An 18,731-nucleotide genomic window follows, 5' to 3' on the forward strand; every position below is an offset into this window, starting at 1 on the left:
CCGAAGAGATTGAATCGATCGCGGTTGGGATCGCCGGTGAACAGCCACCGATGATCCTACTCATCGCTCTTAAAGCGGCTCAGTAGTGGTACATCCACGGCAAGAACGAATCCGATCCCACGTCCAAGTAGACCATCGAATGGACACGGTACCTTACGACTGACGTGCCCAGCGACGTCGAGCAGTTCGACGCATTTCTCGAATACCTCACCACGCTCGGCTTTGCGAAGAAGAAACAAGCCTTCCGCCAGATAGCACTGTTTTTTCTGCCCCGAAGGGGTGCGGCGCGATCTGAATCGGCGCAGTTGCGATACTTCAAGTCCTGAAAACCATGGCTACGAGTAGTGATTCGTCGGTCTCGTTCGAGGAGACCGACACCCGACACGACGAGATGCACAGTACCATCGAAGAGTGGATCGACGACCTCGTCGACCGCGTCGACGATGCACAAGCAAGTGAGGAGTTTCAGGAGTGGTTAGACATCCAGAGTCGCTACCACGACTATTCGCACCGAAATACGCTCCTCATCAAACTGCAGTATCCAGAGGCAACAAAGGTTGCTGGCTATAACACGTGGCGAAACGACTTCGATCGGCATGTCCAGGAAGGCGAACAGGCCATCTGGATCCGGGCTCCGATCATCACTAAGCGATGTCCCGAGTGTGAGAATTCGCCCAGCTACCACGAGAAAATCGGCTGTGAGTACAACGAGACGTCGCCGGATGAATGGTCGAAAGGACTCGTCGGGTTCAAACCAGCGCCAGTCTTCGACGTGTCCCAAACGGAAGGAGAGCCGCTTCCCGAACTGGAGACTGCAGCGATGGGCGACGCCGACGACCTGGTGCCTGCGCTCAAAGGGGCAGCTGATGAACTCGGTGTGAAGGTACGCATCGTCGATGCTAACGACTGGAACCATGGCGACGCGAAGGGAGTCTGTAAGTACCGGAGTCTACACGATCTCCAGCCAGTCGTCGAAGCAAGAGCCCGATCGAACCTAGCAGACCTCGCCGTCACGTTGATTCACGAGTACGCCCACGCGCTGCTCCACTTCGATATCGAGAATGAACCCGAACGGGCAAAACGAGAAGTCGAAGCAGAAGCCGTCGCGTACATTGTCGGTCGGTATTTCGGACTCGACACGAGCGGATCTGCGTTCTATCTCGCTGCGTGGCAGGGCGATGACTCGGAGGTGATTCAAGAGCGCCTCGGCCGAATCAGTTCCACCGCTCAGGAGATAATTGGGTCACTCGAGAAGTGACGATTCCGACAACCTCTGAAGCAGTACTCACAGTCAGAGGTGAACTACCCCTGCCTATCGGTGGCTTGCGCCGCCTCCTTGAGGCAGGGGCTTCCTGTTTCGACGACGCGACTTGCAGATACTTCAAGAGTATCCACAGCGGTCGCAGTCTCCGCAGGCGTAGATTCGGAGTGAACCACTCCTAGTCGAGTCCAGCCGCGCTGCTGGACGTTGAATGCAGCATTCCAATCCCGGTCGATTTCGAAGCCACACGCCGGACACGAATGCTCTCGCACCCACAGCGGCTTCGCGGTTTCAACCCCACACTCCGCACACTCTTTCGTGGTGCCTCGCGCTTCGACTTCGACGACGTGACAGCCGTTCTTATCGCCGTGGTGTTCAAGTATAGTGAGGAAGTCCCGCCAACCAACCTCGGCCTTGTTTCGGGCGTTCTGTCGGGATTCAAGCATACCCTTCACGTCGAGGTCTTCGACGAACACGGCGTCATACTCGGTGGTATAGAAGTGTGCGAGTTTGTGCTTGAAGTCCCGCTTCTTGTTCGACATCCGCGCGTGGATTGCAGCGACGCGGCAACGTTGTTTCTCCCAGTTGTTCGAGCCTTCCTGTTTCCGGGATAGTGACCGCTGTTCGCGTTCGAGGCGGTCGCGGTCACGTGACAAGTTGAGACGGTTCACCGACCGCCCGTCGCTGTCGTGGATGAAGTTCAGCACGCCGAGGTCGAGTCCCACTGTGTCCTCAGGGTCGATGTCTTCGGGCTCGGGTTTCGCGGGGGCGTCGGTGTCGATGGTGAACGACGCGAACCACGCACCCGTCGCGTCTTTCTTGAGCGTGACTTCTTTGATGGCGTCGTGGTCTGGAAGGTCGCGGTGGAAGCGAACTAGAATCTCTCGGGTTTCACCTTTGAGTTTCTTCAGCGTCAGGAGTGCGTGCCCGTCGGGGCCACTCTTCTTGTCGAGTTCGAAGCCCGATTGACGGTACGTGAAACTCCTGTACTCACGCGGTGCTTTCCAGTTCAACGACCCCACGGTGTAGCCGTTGGCTTTGAGTTTCCCGAGGTTGTTGATGTTGTCGCGGATGCGTTCAACGGCTTTCTGCAACACGGTGGAGTAGACTTGTTTCAAGTCTGTCCACCAGTCTTTCAGTTCGGGGATCGTGTCTCGAACCATCCAGACGCGTTGTCGGAGCCTGCCGGCGTCCTCAGGAATCTTGTTGAATTCTCTGAGCGCGTGGTTGTAGAGTTGTCGTGCGGTGTTGCGTTGCCAGTCCATTGCTTCCTGTTGCTCTTCGTTTGGGAAGAGTCGGTAGCGTGGACTGTACTTCATGCGACGTGTTCATGGCTACGAATTATCGATAGTTAAGGATTCTGAAGGGAGTCGATTGTGACTCGTACGGGCGTCCTCAGAACCTTCAGTTCTGATGGGCTGCACAAGAGCTTGCTCTTGTGAACGCTGTATCCCCGCCCTACTCGCTGGCCTCAGGCTCGGTCCTTGAGGACGGGGGCTTAGCGCCCTCACTTTCAGCTAATTGAGTTCCAAGTGCGGTATAAACGGTTTTTCACGCCGTCGAAGGGCGACGGCGTGCGCGAACTCGTCACGTCGATTCAGCTGAAATCATGACCGAACGAACTGACAACGTCGAGATACAGAACGAAGACGAAACAGAACACGATGAGCGAGTGTATTCAACAGATGGTGGAGTTGTAGCATCGACTCCAGCAGCTTCGAGAATTGCTGAAGCTCTCCAGCAACCCACTATTGGCGAAGACCCGTGTCAGGAGGAACTCGAACCCCGCACTAAACGAGCTCGAACCGAAGAGATGGACGTTTCGTTACTCCAGAAGGGGGGAATCTACGAGGTGCAATCGGAGTCAGGGAACATCTACGAGGTCGATATCGCGAGTAAGACGTGTACGTGTCCAGATTTTACGAAGCGGAATCCAAGCGGTGGGTGTAAACATCTACGGCGAGCCGATCTCGAAATTCGGAGTGGGAACGTCCCTCGTCCCGATGGCCGTCTCCCGGAGATGATGGACATGGTCGAACAACTTGCAGCGGAAATTCGTGAGTTGGACCAAGAGATTGAAGAACGAGAGGAGCGACGACGAGAACTCGAAGCTACGGCGGCGGTTATCGAAGAGTTCTCGATCCAGTAGACGAGAGTTTTAACCAACAAGTCTAAGATATTGGCCAACAACGTTGGTTAACAGAGCCCCCATGTCATACTCTCCACCAGACCCACCTCGCGAAGTCCCACCTGACATCGCTTCGAAGCTCGAGGAACAATCTCCAGAGGTGCTTCGGCAAATCGCTCGATTCGCCGAGGAGCTTGCCGAACATCGCGAGCGAGAAGCACGACTAGCTGAAAAAGAAGAGGATGAGGAGGTCGAAGACCGACCAGAGGACCTACCCGATGACGTTCCTTCGAAGGCGACGATCACAATCAAGGAGATCAACGACAATCGCTACTACTACTGGCAGTGGCGAGACGGAGAAAAAATCCGATCTCAATATAAAGGCCCCGTCAGTCCCGACGAGTAGACGAGATTGAACCAGAGCCGAAGGTTTGTTTCAGCACCATTGAACCCTCAGCAGACGACACCCCCCAGAGTGTGAATGGGATCGGTTTACCGACACCCCTCAGTGTGAATGGTCTACCACCAGGGGTGCCGTGATTGAGAAGCTCTTAATACCAGAAGTCCCCGAACGGTAGGAGGTTTCTCCACGACGTCCTCATCGAGGAGACCGACGACGATTAAAAATCGTGAGATCCACCCCCCATTTTCGAGCTGTAAATCGGAGAGGGAGAGGAGACAGCACATCAACATGCTATAGAACGTCGTATCTCTAAGGTCACCCACCCCCCGTTTTCGAGTAGTAACGAGACACCCCGACAAATGACACCCCCCATTTTCGAGCTGTAAGCATCACCCGGGCCGCGAACACCCCCCGTTTTCGAGTAGTAAGTGCGGGGAGAATCTGAGCGAGATTAGTTCTTGCTCCGGAACTGCTTCAGCCGTTCGCGGACAACCGCGCTGATAGTCGCCTCTTCGTGAGCTAGATCTTCGAACCGGGAATCCTCACGAATCGTCTCCATAATCGTTTCCGGGTCCTCGGAGAGGGAGAAATACATATGCACTCCTCTGCCTCGCCCCTTGCCTCGACGCTCGGAGTCCAATACCCCGTACGTACTCTGCTCTGTGACGTGATTTACGAACGTCTCGCGACTGTACTGATCCGAATCCATCGTATCAGCAATGAATTGGTACGTCTTGAACGTAGGTCCAGCAGGTATCCACTCAGGATGTTCTCTTGCGTAGTGGGCAGTAGCCGCCACAGCGTAGATGGAGAGTTTCTTTTGAGTGGATATCCCGCTGATATGGCGTAGTTTGCGATTTTCGGTGTATTTCTCCTGGGCTTCACGGACATCAGTCTCGGTAACAGTGTCAGCTCCACGCCGCTCGGCTAATTCGCCAGCCCATCTGAGGAGATCAATTGCTTTCCGTGCATCTCCATGCGTTTGGGATCCGAACGCAGCAACAAGCGGAACGACGTCATCTGTGAGTGAGTCTGGCTTGAAGGCGTCTCGTCGGTTGTGGAGAATACTACGGAGTTGGTTCGCATCGTAATCGTCGAAGAAGATATCGTCAGGGTTGTAAGAACTCTGTGCGCGGCTGTTGAGATCTTTCATGAAATCGGCGTAATTCGTGATAGTCGTGAGTGATATCGGCCCATCAAAATCGGCGAGTTTTCGAGCCCGTGAAAGCTGGTAGATGAGAGAATTGTACTCTGCTTCCTGATACGGTCCCTCGAGCATATCGATTTCATCGAGAATGAAGATGACACCGTCATAGTACTCGCGCATCAGTTCGTACAGTCGCTCCAGCTTCTGATCTGTTGAGACTCCGGTTTGGGGAACACCAGGATCAACGCCGAGGTCGTCGGCAGCAGCTTTAACTAACCGATAGACAGCCCGATCTGCAGTCTTCGGCCCCTCGCAGTTGATTGAAATGACCCCGAAGGTCTTGCCTTGGGATTCACACAGTTCGACGATCTGTTTGCAGACTGCATGAATGATGAGCGACTTCCCAGTTCCAGAGGGACCACTCAGAAGCATATCTGGGATGCCTTCGTTCTGGAGCACGGGTTTCAGATTGTCGACGACACGGCCCAGTTGGTCATCACGACCGACGATACGATCCTCGTCGATGATGGTATCTGACCGAACGAGGTCTTTGTTCGCGAAGACCCCCCCAGACGACTCAGTTTGTAGTCGATCCCGGATTGAGATGCCACCACCGTTTGTTGCCTCTTGAGAAGAATCGGCGAGTTCCGAGCCATCCTCAAACGTCGACTGTGACGTATCTATCTCCTCACCCATCGACTCGGGATTATCAGGAGCAGCAGAGGAGGATTTGCGATCCTTTTCACCTTCTGGATGATTCGAACCTGCTCTACGTCCCTTTCGTCCCATTATGAACCCCCTCGAACTCTGGGTATAAAAATGTGGACCCTTGTGGAGTTGTAACCGGGTAAAAACAGGCTATCTAACAACTACAGCCGTGTATTCCCGAAACCAGCCAGATACCGTCTTCGGCATCTAACACCCTCCGTTGTCGAGTTGTAAGGGATCGCCAGGAATCTCTATCGTCGAACTCCCTCGATGACCCAGACCCCCCGTTTTCGAGTTGTAAGACTTCGAGGAGCGTCATCACACCTGGTTCGATTCTCCCACCCGCCCCATTTTCGAGTTGTAAGTAACAGTGAGTCGCACTGAGTATAGAAGCAGATCTATATCGGCTGAATTTTGCGAATGATGCTTAGGGTGAAACGGTGTATCCCACACCCCCCGTTTTCGAGTAGTAAGCACCAGAATTGTCGCGAAAGGGTAACGCTCGTACGAGCAGTTCACAAATGAGAGTAATACCGGTTAACAAACATGATGGTTGGTGAAGTTCGTGTGGTGTACTCGAACATTCTACCCTCTCCCCCCTTTTTCGAGTTGTAAGTCGCCGGGTGCAGACCACTCTAGACCCCATGGAGTGAGAATGGAGTTCACAAAATAGGACGTAGAGGCGATGAAACCAGATAGTTCTCGAGATTGGGACCATGTGCGAGATGAGGAGATTCTCTATACCCAGAGATTCCAATCTTCTAGCTGGACTAGAAGATTTATTTCTTTTGTTCCCATTACGGGTATGGTTAGATAACGCGCATCATAAACTTTCGCATTTCTAGTTGTAACTTAGAGAAATGGATGTTCAGGTCTTCTATCGCGTGTATCTGCCACAATCGGCTGTTTTGCAACCCCTCTTCCTGTTCACCCCCTCCCCGTCGTCACGAGTTTACAACTCGAAAAAGGGGGGAGGGGGTTCGTTAGGCCCAGTCCGTGATATCGACTACACGTGTTCCATTGAACTCGCGTCGGATGTCGTTCTAATTCCAGTCAAAGGGAGACAGTAGGATCTCAGCAGCTCGGACTAGCTGCGTCTCGTAGTACAATGCGTCGTAGGTGTCGATCTCTACGGGGCGAGGGCGACGTGGTCCAGTGAGGATTTCTCGTCGACGACGGCGTACTCGATATCCTGTTTGGGATGGACGGCAAGGTCCTATTCGCGAGCCTGTTTAAGTACCGATACGTTTTGCGTCTTCTGTGTGTGACCTTCTCGGTGTCAGCGGATCTCCTGCTTCAGTCCCGGACTTCTGGGAATCTCCGCGGGCTCTGCCCCGTGAGAAGCACTTCGTAACTGGCCTACCTCACCATTATGCGAACGTTGGATAGCTCCGTCCGTTCTGCTGGATGTAGGCCTCCTCGACAATGTCGTCGATCTCCGTCTTGGTGAGGACGTCCCGCATTGCGGTCTGCTGGAACAACCGGCGAACCTGGCTGAACCGATAGTCGGCGTAGAAGCTCAGGTCGAAGATCAGGGCGCGGGCTGCGTCCTCACGCGTCTCGTACGAGCGCGTCGACGACTCCCAGTCACCCTTCACGATCGGCATGATCCGGGCGCTGTTCGCAGCCGTCTGGAGCATCGTCCAGATCTGGTCGTCACTGAGTGGTTGTTCGAACCGGGGCGTCGGCTCGTTCGTTTGTGCATTGGTCGTGTCCGTCGATCGGATGTCGCGTTTCGAGCTCATAGTCGGTGGCCGCGCCCCGTCGCAACCTCGCGACGGGCGCGCTCCACCTTCGGTGAGGCGCGCCCCCGCGCCGGCCCGCCTCGCAATGGCCCAATCACCCAGGGAAATTCACCGATGGAGACGCATGTCTCGATCCAACGGTGGGTGTTCAGGCATCGTTCAGAAAGGGACAGGTCACAGTGAGCCGTGTGAGGACCAGTTCTGATCGAAAAGAGAGGGAAGGTCAAGAAATCTGAGGTCGGACGTATAGAACTCTATACGTAGTGGCTCAGTTTAGCGAAGGGAAGTCAGCTCAGTCCAGACGTAGGAAAGGTCTGATTCAGCGTTAGAGATGGGGATTTGGACGGTGTGAAACCGATGCGAGGCGGGCCGTCGCGAGCTGCTTGTGATTTCACGGAAAATCAACCGATAGCGTATTCGTGGGGGTGATAATACTTTCGCCACTACCCGAGTTCAGGCAGCCGCACGTGGGCGGTATGCGGAGCGTCAGCTAGGCCGTTGGCACCCCACGTGTATGGCTGGGAGTCATCACGGGAGACATACCCTTCCGACCGGAGTCGCTTCAGCCAGTCCCGGGTTTGCTTCTCGCCGATAGAGACTCCCTCTCGATTTGCGATCTCGGTGGCTGTCCCCGGGCCCTCGTCCAGGAGCGCGCGAATCACACCACGTTGCCCCTCGGAGCGCTCTTCGATCGTGACAGCCTCTGGCCCGACCGTGACCATCTCGGATAACCACTCAGGGAGTACCCCTGTGTGGATGTAGACCGTCGCAGCCGTCGTTCGGCCGAACCGGAGGACAGCTTGGGCAATCTTGTGTTCGCGATAGTGCCGGAGGAACGGCCGTTTAGGAATCCCGTAGTCGAGGTCTGTTCCCTTCCCCTCGTCACCTCTCACCGCCGTGAAGCCTTCCAGTGCGGCCGTAATCTGAAGCGGACGGTCTCCCGGATGGGGGGAACCGAGTACGACCCCCACCTTCGTCCCTGTGAAGTCGTTGCTACTCCGGAGCGCGCCGTAGTGTTTGACGTCCGCAATTTGGTCAGTCACTCGTTCGATGTCGATAAATGGCTCACTGGGTGGCTCTTCGAAGAGACGCTCAGTTGCACTCTTGGTCGTGATGACGCCTGGTGTTGTATCGTGGCGATTTGCGACCGCCTCGATCACCCCGAAGTCGCCCCGTCGATTGACGTATTCACCACTGCTGTATGGCTTGACGTGCGAGGTCGTTTGTACGAACTCGTAGCCGATGACGTCACGGAGATACCGGGCCCGACAGTCATCGCAGAGGATCCGCCAACTCACTATCTCGTCGACGCCAAGCCGTCCGCGCCAGAGTTCTTCGACCGGCGTTCCGTCGAGTCCAACTACTGCGCGGGCAGCATCAAGAGTCGGCGGCCGTCGGATGACGACCCGTGATTCAGCGTGATCGTAGACAACCTGTGACCCGTCTGGAAGCTCGACATAATCCAGTCCTGCTTCTTCCCGAAGCTGATCGTCCCAGTCATACTCCGTCGGTGCGGTATCGCCAATAATCGGTCCGCCAAGTTCGAGCATAGCGAGCACTGCAGTCGGGGCCTCGGCATGGCCGTCATCATCGTCGACTGCCTCAGTTGGACGGGCTATAGAGGTGTCATCTGAGAGTTCGTCACGAATCGCATCTCGTATCGCCTCCATCCCCTCATTTGTTGCAGCCCCAATCAACCCGAAGTGGTTGTCTATCGGCAAGTCGTCGTTCTTGCTGAGAAAGGTTGAAATCGCTGTTGAGAGTTGATTTGCGTCAAATTCCGTTCGATAGGCGGTTCCTGGGTCTTCGTCGAAGATGACGACGCGGTCGTCTACGACGCGATCAAGGGCGGCGTGGGCTGGCCCGCCGACGATGACGTCTGCCGCCTCGACCGCGTCCCAGCGTGCGAGGTATGGACAGTCACCGTCTTGCATACAGGGCAGCACATCCTGCAGATAGTAGTGAAGATACGTCGGTGAGGCTCCCCGCAACCGATAGTCGTTGATTCGCTCGGCCCAATCGGATCCGTACTCTCCTCGGCGGGTTGGACAGTCCCGGTCGAGCGTTGGAACTTCAACTACCGCTTTCTGATGCTCGGCAGCGAGATCGAGGTGCACGTCTCGCGTCTCGTACCGGTGCGTGAGGATTGCAGCCGGGATGTCTAGATCGAATGCGGTCTCCGTTGCATGTCGTGTTTTCCCGATCGTGGGGAGGCCGTCGATGATTACTGGTGGTGCCTGCTCGTCGTCGAGCTGTGTCTCGATTGCCTCTTGAATCCCATCTCGGCACGCATCCCAAACGGTTGCTTGAGTGAACTCGCCCTGTTGGGAAGCTGCGTGAGCACCCTGGCAGCAGTCATCAGGATCAGTACCAGCCATCTATCTGATTGTTGGGTGGTGATGAGTTAATCGTCTCGATTGATCGACTGGTTAGAAACTGATCACCCCTTCGAGGGTGGAGCATGTACGTACGGCGTTAGAGTGTTCGATTCAGGACGTCTGCTGTACGTTACCCCCCGATACAAGTGCGTGCATAGGCGAGGATTCTCGCTGGGCACACCCCTAACTATCGAGTTCCTCCCCGGCAATCTCGAGGAGCTTCTGGAGTCGCTCGTTGAAGTCGTCCTCGAACCCCGTGTGGAGAGATTCGTCGTACATCCGTAGAGTACGAGAAAGGCCAATAGCGGCCAGCCAGTCGCGGAACTGGTTGCTACTCATGTCTTCAACTGGCGTGTCCAAGGCCGTAGAGCTGGAACCAGCCGCCCAGAGTTGGAGCAGATCTAAACTGAGCGAGTTTGTTTCTCTTAGGTTCTGATGCGAACAGACTTTTCGGGTGGGCGGAACATAGGGTTGAATTATGGATGGAAAATGACGACATCCAAGCTCACACTCTACGATCTTATAGTAGATCTGATACCAGGAGTAGCCGCGCTTCTTCTGTTCACCTGGATACTACTACCCGACCGCCTTCCTGAACTGGTAGACAACTACGGAGTTGCTTTACCAGCAATCGTGCTTCTAACCTTTGGCTACATCGCAGGCCGAATAATACACGGAATATCCTCATTAGATCGGCTTGAAAACGGCATTGTAAAATTCTACAATTGGAGAGGAGATCAAATTGAAGCTTTTGACCGGGAGTTCTCAAACAGATTAGCAAAGTTACTTGAAAAGGAGGATTCCGAATCGCTTGAAGTCCAGACAGCAAGGAAAGCTTGGAACCAGATCAATGAAGGCGATGAGAGTTGGGAAGAATTAGAATTCGATGAGGATCCAAGTGACCCTGATGCATTCGATACCGGTTCAATCGGGGAGATTCATGATCTGCGGTATGCTCAGTATTTGGCGGACTCTATGACGTACCGTGGTCAGAACCTGTCTTGGAAATATGGTATCCTATCTACCTTCTTCCGCAATATGTGGGTAATCCTGTTCGCAGGGGTAGTGCTTTACGTAATAACTGTAGTGGCAAGATTGTATCTACAGAACCAGCTCCCGGACCCCTTCGTAGCTGGGTCGGTCATAGTATTGCTGTCCATTTTCAGCTTAATCTGTATTCAGCAGCAGTTCAAGTTCAAAAGGCGGCAGATCCGCACCATGATCAACGAGTTAGCAATCCAAGCACCAGAGTAATCCTGAACCGCTACAGAAACACGTTGTGCGCAGGTTTATACCGGTAAGGAATAATCCCTGGATAAGAAGTTCGATGCCGGAGCGGAAGAACCAACACTACGTACCCCAATTCTATCTGGATGCCTGGGCTACCGACGAAATGGTAGACACCCTTGTTTTAGAATCGGGTGATGTGTTCAATCAGCATTTGACCGAGGTATGTGCCCGGAACTACTTCTACGGCAACCCAGTCGTTGAAGGAGAACTTGCAAATCTGGAAGGCTACCATTCTCAGTACCTCACAAGGCATCTTCAGCTGAGCCGGTCTGAAGTCTGATTTCTGTCGTCAGTCACAGTGATCGGGTTGGTTTTCCTTGATGATCAACGAGAAGCTGTCGCTGTCGGCGGCGATCAGCCGCCGACGCGACGGCGTTGCCACTCGCGGTGAGGCTTACTCGGTCGGTGGTTAGCGGTGGAACCGATCGTCCGGTGGCCGATTTGCGGGGACGGCCCGACGCACTGCGAGGGCCGTCCACGCTGCTCGTCGAATCATGTTGATGAATTCCTTGAACGACCAGGACCAGAGGCGACGCCCGCCACGGCGGGGCGTCGCCACAAATTCCCAGTGTAGATACCGCCAGACGTTCTGCAACAGCAGACTCACCACGACGTACAATAGCCGAACCACCGGATTTTGTGTCGACGTTGTCGCAATACTCTGTTCAGAGAGTCGGTAGCTGGCCTCGATACCGAAGCGTTTCGCGTAGTGGTATCGAGCGTCTCGTGGCGTCTCAATGAACGGCGCGTCAGCGGCGTAGCCGTGACGCGCCACTCCATGTTCGTCGTATCGTCCGTTCTGGTAGGTACAGTCGATATAGACGGGAAACTCGACGGTCCAGCTGTGACCGTCGAGTTTCGCCGTCAGATCGTGCTGGATGACGCGACTCCAGCCTTCGGAGAGTTCCTGCTTGATCGTCTTTCCCCAGCGGACGATCGGCATCACGTACGCGTGGTTGTGCGCCTGAAGTAACGTGAGACACTTGCTATCGTAGAATTCGCGGTCAAGATAGACGGCCTTGACACTGAAGTCAAGGCCGTCAAGCACACCGAGAAACACTGCAAGGACGCTGCTGGCAGTGTCGCCGTCTTCGAGACGGCGCACTGCCAGCGTAAATCGCTTGTTCTTCACACGCGCGTAGAGTGTGGCATAGGCGTGGAATGCGGTGGTTCCACGCTTTGCTTCCGAATGATAGAGGCCGTCTGTCTCGTCTTCGTCACCGTAGTAGGGCCGCAGGTGGAGGTCAGCCACGACCTCCACCTGCTCGGGAAGCACATCGAGGACATCCTTCTGAAGCAGCGTGTTACCGATCCGTTCGACCGATTCTACGTCGAACTTCTTTCGGAGGTGGTACAGAACCGTATTCTGGTGAGGCGAGTCTTCGCTCTTCTCGCAAAGTGTCGAGACTGAGGTCCCGTCGGCGCAAGCGCCGACGAGGACCTCGTGAATATCTTCAGACGTTGTTTCGGCGTTAGGAGCGAGGTCGAGATCGACTTCCTCGTCGATCGTGTTGACGAGGAAGTTAAGGAGCTGGTCTTCGTGGATTGAACCGTCCGCTTGCTTTGCTTGCTTGGACACAACTCAGCAAGCGGACTCTTTCAACTTGCAAGCTTTGTGAAGTACTGATTCTTGGCCTATCAAGGAACTCCGAGAAACCAGTTCTCTCACTGATTTATCGGATACGTACCTCAAATTGTTGTACTCCTTTGTTACCACTCAGCGCCTCCGAACCAAGTCCGTGAAGTCCGATATCGAGGCCGGGGAGGAATTTCTCAAAGAAGGAGTGGAAGACGACCTGGAACACGGCAGGTACGAGGACAAGATCACATGGACAGATGATCTAACTGACGAGGAGAAGAAAGAGCAACTGGTAGACGGTAATCTCCTGGGAATCCATCATCAGCACCTAGTCAGAGGGATTTTCGGTTTTATCGGCTTATCAGATCTTTCAGCTGTGATGCTTCGGAACACAACCAGCAGGGAATTCGTAGTTTCTGACGCTCCCGTGATCCACGACAATATCCGATTTAAACAGGTTTGGGGACCGGGAACGATAGGGTTAGCGAACCGTGGTTTGCAGATTTTCTGTCCTATTGGACCGCACCGTGTTCTATTGCTGTATGATCCGGCGGTCTATCGTTTTGACTGTAATTCGAAACAACAAGTCGTACTTGAGGAAACCGAGGTGGTGAATGAGGTAAATTTATTACAGTTCCATAACGCTGACAGTATCATTATGTTCAACAGTTGCAGCGAAGAGTACGTCTCAGGTCTGTTGGATCGGATGGGAGAGGCTCGGCGGAGAGATAAGCGGACGGAAGAGTTGGAGACAGAGAAGGATCTTAGTTTTGAAACAGAGTACGCCCCGCACCAGCAGGCGCCCGGTATTTCACCCGACCTTCCAAGTTGTACTGTGTACTCGGAAACCGGTTTTGAAACCCAGAGAGGTTCTTGCCGTGTTGAGGAGCATACCCGACTGGTGCACTCCATTTTTCAAGAAGCTGTTTTCTCCGATGTGTCCGTGATTTACGCAATCAGGTTTCTCTGCGACTTGCTGGATTTAGACGGGTGTGATAGGGTTCTTCGGTCAGATCAGGACAGTTAGAATTCTCGCCCGATTCCAACGAAGTAGCTGATTATCGCTTGGATTCGAGTTAGTACTTCCCGTACCGTCACATACCCGGTCTGTCCCAGCCCCTACACACGCGTTTCACCGGTTCAGGTGTTGTTTTCGAGAAAAGCTCGCGCATCGTCATCACCGTGTTTGGCGAACTGTTCCGCGATATCGAGCGCGTATCCGCGAACATCGGGTTCGTCGAGGGCTGGCTTGAGGACAGTTGCAGTCTCCTCACTGAAACGAACAGGATAGGGGCTGGCTCCCTGGTCCATCAGCTCCCGATAAAGAGTGATAACGGTCTCCGGATGATCGGATGCCTGCGTCGCCAGATAGCTTTCGAGCGTTTCCCACATGCGCCGCTGTTTCGCGATGAAAGGCAGTGAACGGCCGATCAACTTGAAGATGTCCTCAAATGCGACCTGCTCTTGGATGAGCGTCAGCCATTCGACGAACCACTGTATCTCGCTGATGTGTGCCTCAACATCGTCGATCTGCTCGAGTCGCATCTTCCAGAGTGCTTCTACCCTGTCCCATTTCTGCCGGACCTCGTCGTTGTCTTTTCCTGACCGCCATAGCCCCCACGCCATCTGCCTGGCGAAGTCAGGAGCATCCCGGTCATAAAGATAGGTGACGAGGCTGTTCCTGTCATCCAACTCTTCGTAGCCATGGATGTACGCCAAGAGGATGTTGTACGCAAGACCTTCGGGCGCTTGGTTGATGTCCGTGGTGGCGTCTTCGGCAACGAGATCAATACTGTGGAAATAGTACGGGCGCAGCACAGGATACAGGTTAACATGGAATGTGTTGAACGAAACATAGGCATCCCAGGCAGCGGAGAACCGATTCCGGCTCTCGGTGTTCTGTTGCCGTGGGAACAGTGTTTCAAGATGTTCGTGGACGAAGTCATGGTCCAGCCACCAGATTTTCTGTAGCCTGTGGCCGTATACCGCCCTCACAGCCAATGACGTGTCGTCGAGCATCGATATCAACTGCTCCCGGATATCCTGATTGATTCCTGACTCCCCCTCCTCCTCCGCGTACCCGTCGAACTTCCGCTGGGTGGCGGTGCGAACGGCGTAAATGATCAGACCATCAAGTGCGAGCGGCCGCACTGCATTGAGCGCGACCTGGAATGGGTTGTTGTGCCCAGCATACCCCTCCGGTGGCCGATCTCGTTCCGGTGACGGGTCCGGATCATCGAGAAATGCGACGAGCAGCGCCTTCAGCTCCCCGTACTCCAGTAGATACCGGTAGGCATCCGTCGTCACCCCTGCTTTGAGCAGACGGGCTGCCGCGATCCGTGCCGAATCATCCCAGTCGCTTGGGTTCGCCGCGATCACATCGCAGAGCTCGAACACCGGTCCCCACGGGAAGCCGTCGCGCAACGACTCGGGATCGTCATCCAGGGTCTTGCGCACCTGGTTCAGCAGTTCGGCCGCGTAGACCGAATTAGCCTGTCGAAGCCTCGGGATCTGCTCCTCGTACCGGGACGGATCTTCAAGCATCACCTCCACAGCCGCCTCGGCCAGTCCCCGACGACTCACCTCCCGGAATCCGCCATCATCGGCTTCTTCCCAGCCCTGATCGGTATCAGGCTCCCACTCGATGCAGAACCGGAGTAACTCCCCGGGTGCCATCGTCCGCAGTTCGTCGGTCGGCCTTGGAGCCTCCTGCGAGATGGCCCCCATCCGCGCACGGCCCGAGGAGAGCAAATCACCGGGTTCATCGTCATACTTATCCAGAAGACCGGTCAGGACCTGTTCACCCACCTGCGGTAGATCCGACCGGATCAACCACAACCGTTCACGGAGCCAGTGATCCTGACGCTGTTCAAAGATCTCCTCGGCGGTATAGTCTTCGTACTGTTCGCTTCGCTGCTCGGCAAGTTTTTCCAGATCGTCTTCAACAGGGACCGAACAGATAACCTGGACAACCTGTTCGCGGTCCGAGGCGGACAGATCAGCGAACCGGTCCCGAAGAAGTTTGAGAAAGTCCTGCTGGGTCCGGTACTCCCGGTAGTTCGTCTGATCCTGTAACTCTCGGCGCACCAGGTCCGGACAGCTATCCGCATACCGGTTCAGGAAATGGAACCCCAGCCGCCGGAAGAGAGCGATACTCGTGAGATATGCCTCGATCGTTTCACGGCGCATATCGGCCGATGCACCATCAAGCCAGATCTCTGACGCCTCCCGCAACGATCCGGTTAACAACCCACGTAGATGATGGTGTCCCGGCCGGTCGAAATCAGAGCTGCCGATCGGAGACTGAGAATATCCGACAACAGTATCCACTTCCCATTCCCTCAAGTCAGCTTCCATACGCACGGTATCACGCAGATTCGCCTCCAGCACATTGATACACCGAACGGGATGCTCGTCGATCAGCGTTTCCAGCGTATCCTCGAGTAAGTTACTCAGTGTATGAAGTTCGACCTTGGCAACGGGCTTCCTGCCATCGTCCGGCCGGTGCGGCTCGGTAACGACCGCGAGAAGATCCAGACCGGCATCCGGTCGCCCCTTCTTGATAAGATCTCCCAGCAACTGGACGGTCCTGAAACTGACCCTATCGCGTTCCAGCTGCGACTCGGCAAACAGATCCACCACCAGATCCGTATGAGACGCTGCGTCGTCGACCGGAAGCTCGCGGATTACGGAGATGAGAAGCCCCTGTAACGCCATATCCTGGGTTTCGACGGCAGCCACAAGCTCACTGACCGTTTCCGGATGTTCCGGGGCGATGTCACCAAGGAACCCGATCGCCACGGGACCCGGATCATCGAATGAGCCGCGGTCAAGCAGGGTATACGCCCACGACGGATCTGTATCAGGCCCGAAGAAATACCGGTAGAGTTCCTCGCGTCCCTCGAGCTTTGCGAGTACCGTGTCCGCGAGCTCCGGATTGGTCCTGGCATTCCAAGTCTTGATCTCGTCAAGGATCGCGGTCGTCGCATAATACCCCAGTCCATCATCTGCATCGAGCAGTTCTTCCAGGAACGACCGGGTCGCATCCCCGGTCATCGGCGCCTGACTCAGGTCCGGGAACTGATCCTTAAGTGCCGTATCACTCTGGATATACAGCAACAGCATCCACCGGAACACGTCCTTGCCCAGACGATCATCCAGCCGGTCAGTCACCGCCTTCAGGCCCTCCCCGTCCTGTACGGCGTCCCACGCGTACAGGTATGTCTGAAAATCAGGATGCCGGAACCGGTGCCGCCTGTTCCCGCGCTCCGTACTAGACGCGATGATCACACCACGATTCAGGAGCTGGTTGTCCGCCCAGTCCTGGTCGGGCGGCACCGAGAAGATATTCGAGTCGTCCTCGGTCGCCTTCACGGCATAGTCAACGGCACGCTGGAGCACCCGACCACCACGTCGGTCATCATCGCCCGGCTGATATTCCTCTTCAAGGCTCTTCCGATACTTTTCCCAGACCGCGGCCTTCCCCGAAATGTTCGTCAGATCAACGCCATCGTCCGTCAACTCCGCGATCACATCGAGGTACTGGAGATTCCGTCCCACTTCGACCAAATCCTCCGACGGCTCAGTACCTGTCAGCGCTTCGACCTGCCGTTTCGCTATCGCCGGGTTCAACCGCTGGACGGTGGAGCGGACCGTGAACTCCGATGGGTTACGCAGAGACGCGTACTCCGGATGAGTTTCCAAATCATGTTCTCGACAGGCAAAGATGACCGAAATCCCATCGAGCTCGATGGTGTCAAACACGAAGTCGGTGACGACCTGCACCTCCGTCCCACCAATATCGTCTAGTTGATCGATGAACACCACCAGTCCTGCATCGAGACCGACCTGCGTGATCGCATGGTCGATATTCCCGTTGACACCGATCTTCTCCGCCAGATCGGATTTGGTCTGGATCCCCGGATACCGGGTCAGATCCAGGAACAGGACCGGTTTCTCACAGTCGTCCGCGATCGTCTTGAGGATCCCGCTTTTTCCCACTCCGCCATCCCCGAGAAGCATCGCATGATCTGTCTGCCTGACCGCCTCCCGGAGGCGGTTGGTTTCCGTCCGCTCAATATGACCCACCCCCGATATCTCATTCTCGATATGGGCCAGTGACTGCTCCGTTTCCTCCTCAAAGAGGTGTTTCACCTCCGCCACACCGTGATACTGTTGAGCGAGTCGCCGCCGGTTCTCGGCCGCTAACACGATCGACGACAGCGTCGCGATAACGGCCCCGAGCATGACGATGTGTCCTTCAGCCAGTCCGTGCAGGACGGTGGGCCAGTCAAGCGACGTCAGAAGCGTCTGAGCGGTCACGAACTCCGCAATCCCAAAACTGACGACCACCGCGACCACACTGATCAGCAGATACAGCACGAGCGACAGTACTACGCCCCAGTAACTGTGGAACACCGCCTGATCCGTATACTTCCCGGCAGTCCCGATAAGATACGCAAGTATCACGATCCCCGCAACGACACCGACTGCGGATATCCTCAGTATATTTGCCTCGTGGAACGCGATATCCGTCGGCAGAAACTGAATAATGGCAAGCACGACCCCTGCAATGATCACACACGTCGGGATCAACACGCTGGAGAAAAAGTCCGTTTCCCCGCCAAACGTCGTGTAAAACCGCACACCACGAATCGGCGGAGAACTTCTCATTGACCCACAACTAACAACGTGAACTATAAAATGATACTGAAGCCAGGAATGACCACACAGCTTCTACATTTCGCAGTAGAGAGTGAAAATGAAGGGTGGGCAGGCAAGACTCAGCCCTCTCGTGAATCTAGTCACGCCGAAGCTGTTACTGTTCCGTCGGATAGTCGGCTTCTGCAGTGACGACCTCAGAGTGTTCGAGGACCGCCACCCAGTTTACCGACGTGTGAAACTCGTAGATATCAGGGTCCGTAGAGTGGAACGGACGCTGTTCCCATGGCTTCGAACTGAAGGACCGAAATCTATTTTCACTAACCAAAGACCTCGAAGTAATCGCCCACTGTGGGCTGACGAACTCGAGTGTCTACGGTGGCGGCGATGTCTTCGATATCTATGCCTGCCCCGAGGACGGCGAACTGCCC

The 18,731-nt window shown here is 55.1% G+C and carries 13 protein-coding genes and 1 pseudogene; 6 read left to right on the forward strand and 8 right to left on the reverse strand.

All coding sequences use genetic code 11. The annotated features are described in order from the left end of the window. Positions 1–331 precede the first annotated feature (331 nt). On the forward strand, positions 332–1,258 hold the full coding sequence (locus tag DV706_RS20545) for a M78 family metallopeptidase domain-containing protein (RefSeq protein ID WP_006065878.1): 927 nt from the start codon (positions 332–334) through the stop codon (positions 1,256–1,258). 44 nt (positions 1,259–1,302) lie between these two features. Here DV706_RS20545 and DV706_RS20550 read toward each other — a convergent pair whose 3' ends face one another. Then, positions 1,303–2,580: an RNA-guided endonuclease InsQ/TnpB family protein gene (locus DV706_RS20550; RefSeq protein ID WP_006065879.1), complete on the reverse strand. Its 1,278-nt coding sequence runs from the start codon at positions 2,578–2,580 to the stop codon at positions 1,303–1,305. A gap of 494 nt (positions 2,581–3,074) precedes the next feature. Between DV706_RS20550 and DV706_RS22180 the strand changes: the two genes are divergently transcribed. Next, positions 3,075–3,410 (forward strand): hypothetical protein, encoded by a 336-nt coding sequence (locus tag DV706_RS22180; protein ID WP_240756950.1) that lies wholly within the window; start codon positions 3,075–3,077, stop codon positions 3,408–3,410. 61 nt (positions 3,411–3,471) lie between these two features. Then, complete coding sequence (locus DV706_RS20560) at positions 3,472–3,795, forward strand: hypothetical protein (RefSeq protein WP_006065881.1); 324 nt, start codon at positions 3,472–3,474, stop codon at positions 3,793–3,795. 448 nt (positions 3,796–4,243) lie between these two features. Here the strand turns inward: DV706_RS20560 and DV706_RS20565 are convergent, their stop codons facing one another. The 5 genes and pseudogenes from DV706_RS20565 to DV706_RS20585 form a co-directional block, all read right to left on the reverse strand. Further along, positions 4,244–5,635: a Cdc6/Cdc18 family protein gene (locus DV706_RS20565; RefSeq protein WP_006065882.1), complete on the reverse strand. Its 1,392-nt coding sequence runs from the start codon at positions 5,633–5,635 to the stop codon at positions 4,244–4,246. A gap of 1,055 nt (positions 5,636–6,690) precedes the next feature. Further along, positions 6,691–6,920, reverse strand: a pseudogene (locus tag DV706_RS22185) (type B DNA-directed DNA polymerase); the annotation flags it as partial. Between the two features lie 97 nt (positions 6,921–7,017). Beyond that, positions 7,018–7,392: a hypothetical protein gene (locus tag DV706_RS20575; protein ID WP_006065883.1), complete on the reverse strand. Its 375-nt coding sequence runs from the start codon at positions 7,390–7,392 to the stop codon at positions 7,018–7,020. A gap of 443 nt (positions 7,393–7,835) precedes the next feature. Further along, a complete protein-coding gene (locus tag DV706_RS20580; RefSeq protein WP_006065884.1) occupies positions 7,836–9,770 on the reverse strand; it encodes a hypothetical protein in 1,935 nt (644 codons plus the stop codon). Positions 9,771–9,953: 183 nt separating this feature from the next. Beyond that, positions 9,954–10,109 (reverse strand): hypothetical protein, encoded by a 156-nt coding sequence (locus tag DV706_RS20585; protein WP_240756952.1) that lies wholly within the window; start codon positions 10,107–10,109, stop codon positions 9,954–9,956. A 96-nt stretch (positions 10,110–10,205) separates the two neighbouring features. Here DV706_RS20585 and DV706_RS20590 point away from each other — a divergent pair, with 96 nt between their 5' ends. Then, entirely contained in the window at positions 10,206–11,024 is an 819-nt protein-coding gene (locus tag DV706_RS20590; RefSeq protein WP_136351018.1) for a hypothetical protein, read from the forward strand. A 139-nt stretch (positions 11,025–11,163) separates the two neighbouring features. Then, positions 11,164–11,340 (forward strand): hypothetical protein, encoded by a 177-nt coding sequence (locus tag DV706_RS20595; RefSeq protein ID WP_240756954.1) that lies wholly within the window; start codon positions 11,164–11,166, stop codon positions 11,338–11,340. A gap of 129 nt (positions 11,341–11,469) precedes the next feature. Here the strand turns inward: DV706_RS20595 and DV706_RS20600 are convergent, their stop codons facing one another. Then, positions 11,470–12,639 carry an ISH3 family transposase gene (locus DV706_RS20600; protein WP_006065887.1) on the reverse strand — a complete coding sequence of 390 codons (1,170 nt, stop codon included), beginning with the start codon at positions 12,637–12,639 and terminating at the stop codon, positions 11,470–11,472. 118 nt (positions 12,640–12,757) lie between these two features. Here DV706_RS20600 and DV706_RS20605 point away from each other — a divergent pair, with 118 nt between their 5' ends. After that, complete coding sequence (locus DV706_RS20605; RefSeq protein WP_006065888.1) at positions 12,758–13,666, forward strand: DUF4238 domain-containing protein; 909 nt, start codon at positions 12,758–12,760, stop codon at positions 13,664–13,666. Between the two features lie 113 nt (positions 13,667–13,779). On the opposite strand, the gene DV706_RS20610 is transcribed toward DV706_RS20605, so the two are convergent. Further along, positions 13,780–18,312 carry an NACHT domain-containing protein gene (locus tag DV706_RS20610; RefSeq protein ID WP_240756956.1) on the reverse strand — a complete coding sequence of 1,511 codons (4,533 nt, stop codon included), beginning with the start codon at positions 18,310–18,312 and terminating at the stop codon, positions 13,780–13,782. Positions 18,313–18,731 lie beyond the last annotated feature (419 nt).

Origin of the sequence: Natronorubrum bangense (genome assembly GCF_004799645.1) — an archaeon.
Taxonomy (GTDB): domain Archaea; phylum Halobacteriota; class Halobacteria; order Halobacteriales; family Natrialbaceae; genus Natronorubrum; species Natronorubrum bangense.

Excerpts from the sequence above, each read along its gene's own strand:
- DV706_RS20560 (WP_006065881.1), top strand. The coding sequence starts at position 3,472 with ATGTCATACTCTCCACCAGACCCACCTCGCGAAGTCCCACCTGACATC.
- DV706_RS20545 (WP_006065878.1), top strand. The coding sequence starts at position 332 with ATGGCTACGAGTAGTGATTCGTCGGTCTCGTTCGAGGAGACCGACACC.
- DV706_RS20610 (WP_240756956.1), bottom strand. The coding sequence starts at position 18,312 with ATGAGAAGTTCTCCGCCGATTCGTGGTGTGCGGTTTTACACGACGTTT.
- DV706_RS20590 (WP_136351018.1), top strand. The coding sequence starts at position 10,206 with ATGCGAACAGACTTTTCGGGTGGGCGGAACATAGGGTTGAATTATGGA.
- DV706_RS20575 (WP_006065883.1), bottom strand. The coding sequence starts at position 7,392 with ATGAGCTCGAAACGCGACATCCGATCGACGGACACGACCAATGCACAA.
- DV706_RS20580 (WP_006065884.1), bottom strand. The coding sequence starts at position 9,770 with ATGGCTGGTACTGATCCTGATGACTGCTGCCAGGGTGCTCACGCAGCT.
- DV706_RS20565 (WP_006065882.1), bottom strand. The coding sequence starts at position 5,635 with ATGGGTGAGGAGATAGATACGTCACAGTCGACGTTTGAGGATGGCTCG.
- DV706_RS20550 (WP_006065879.1), bottom strand. The coding sequence starts at position 2,580 with ATGAAGTACAGTCCACGCTACCGACTCTTCCCAAACGAAGAGCAACAG.
- DV706_RS22180 (WP_240756950.1), top strand. The coding sequence starts at position 3,075 with ATGGACGTTTCGTTACTCCAGAAGGGGGGAATCTACGAGGTGCAATCG.
- DV706_RS20595 (WP_240756954.1), top strand. The coding sequence starts at position 11,164 with ATGGTAGACACCCTTGTTTTAGAATCGGGTGATGTGTTCAATCAGCAT.
- DV706_RS20585 (WP_240756952.1), bottom strand. The coding sequence starts at position 10,109 with ATGAGTAGCAACCAGTTCCGCGACTGGCTGGCCGCTATTGGCCTTTCT.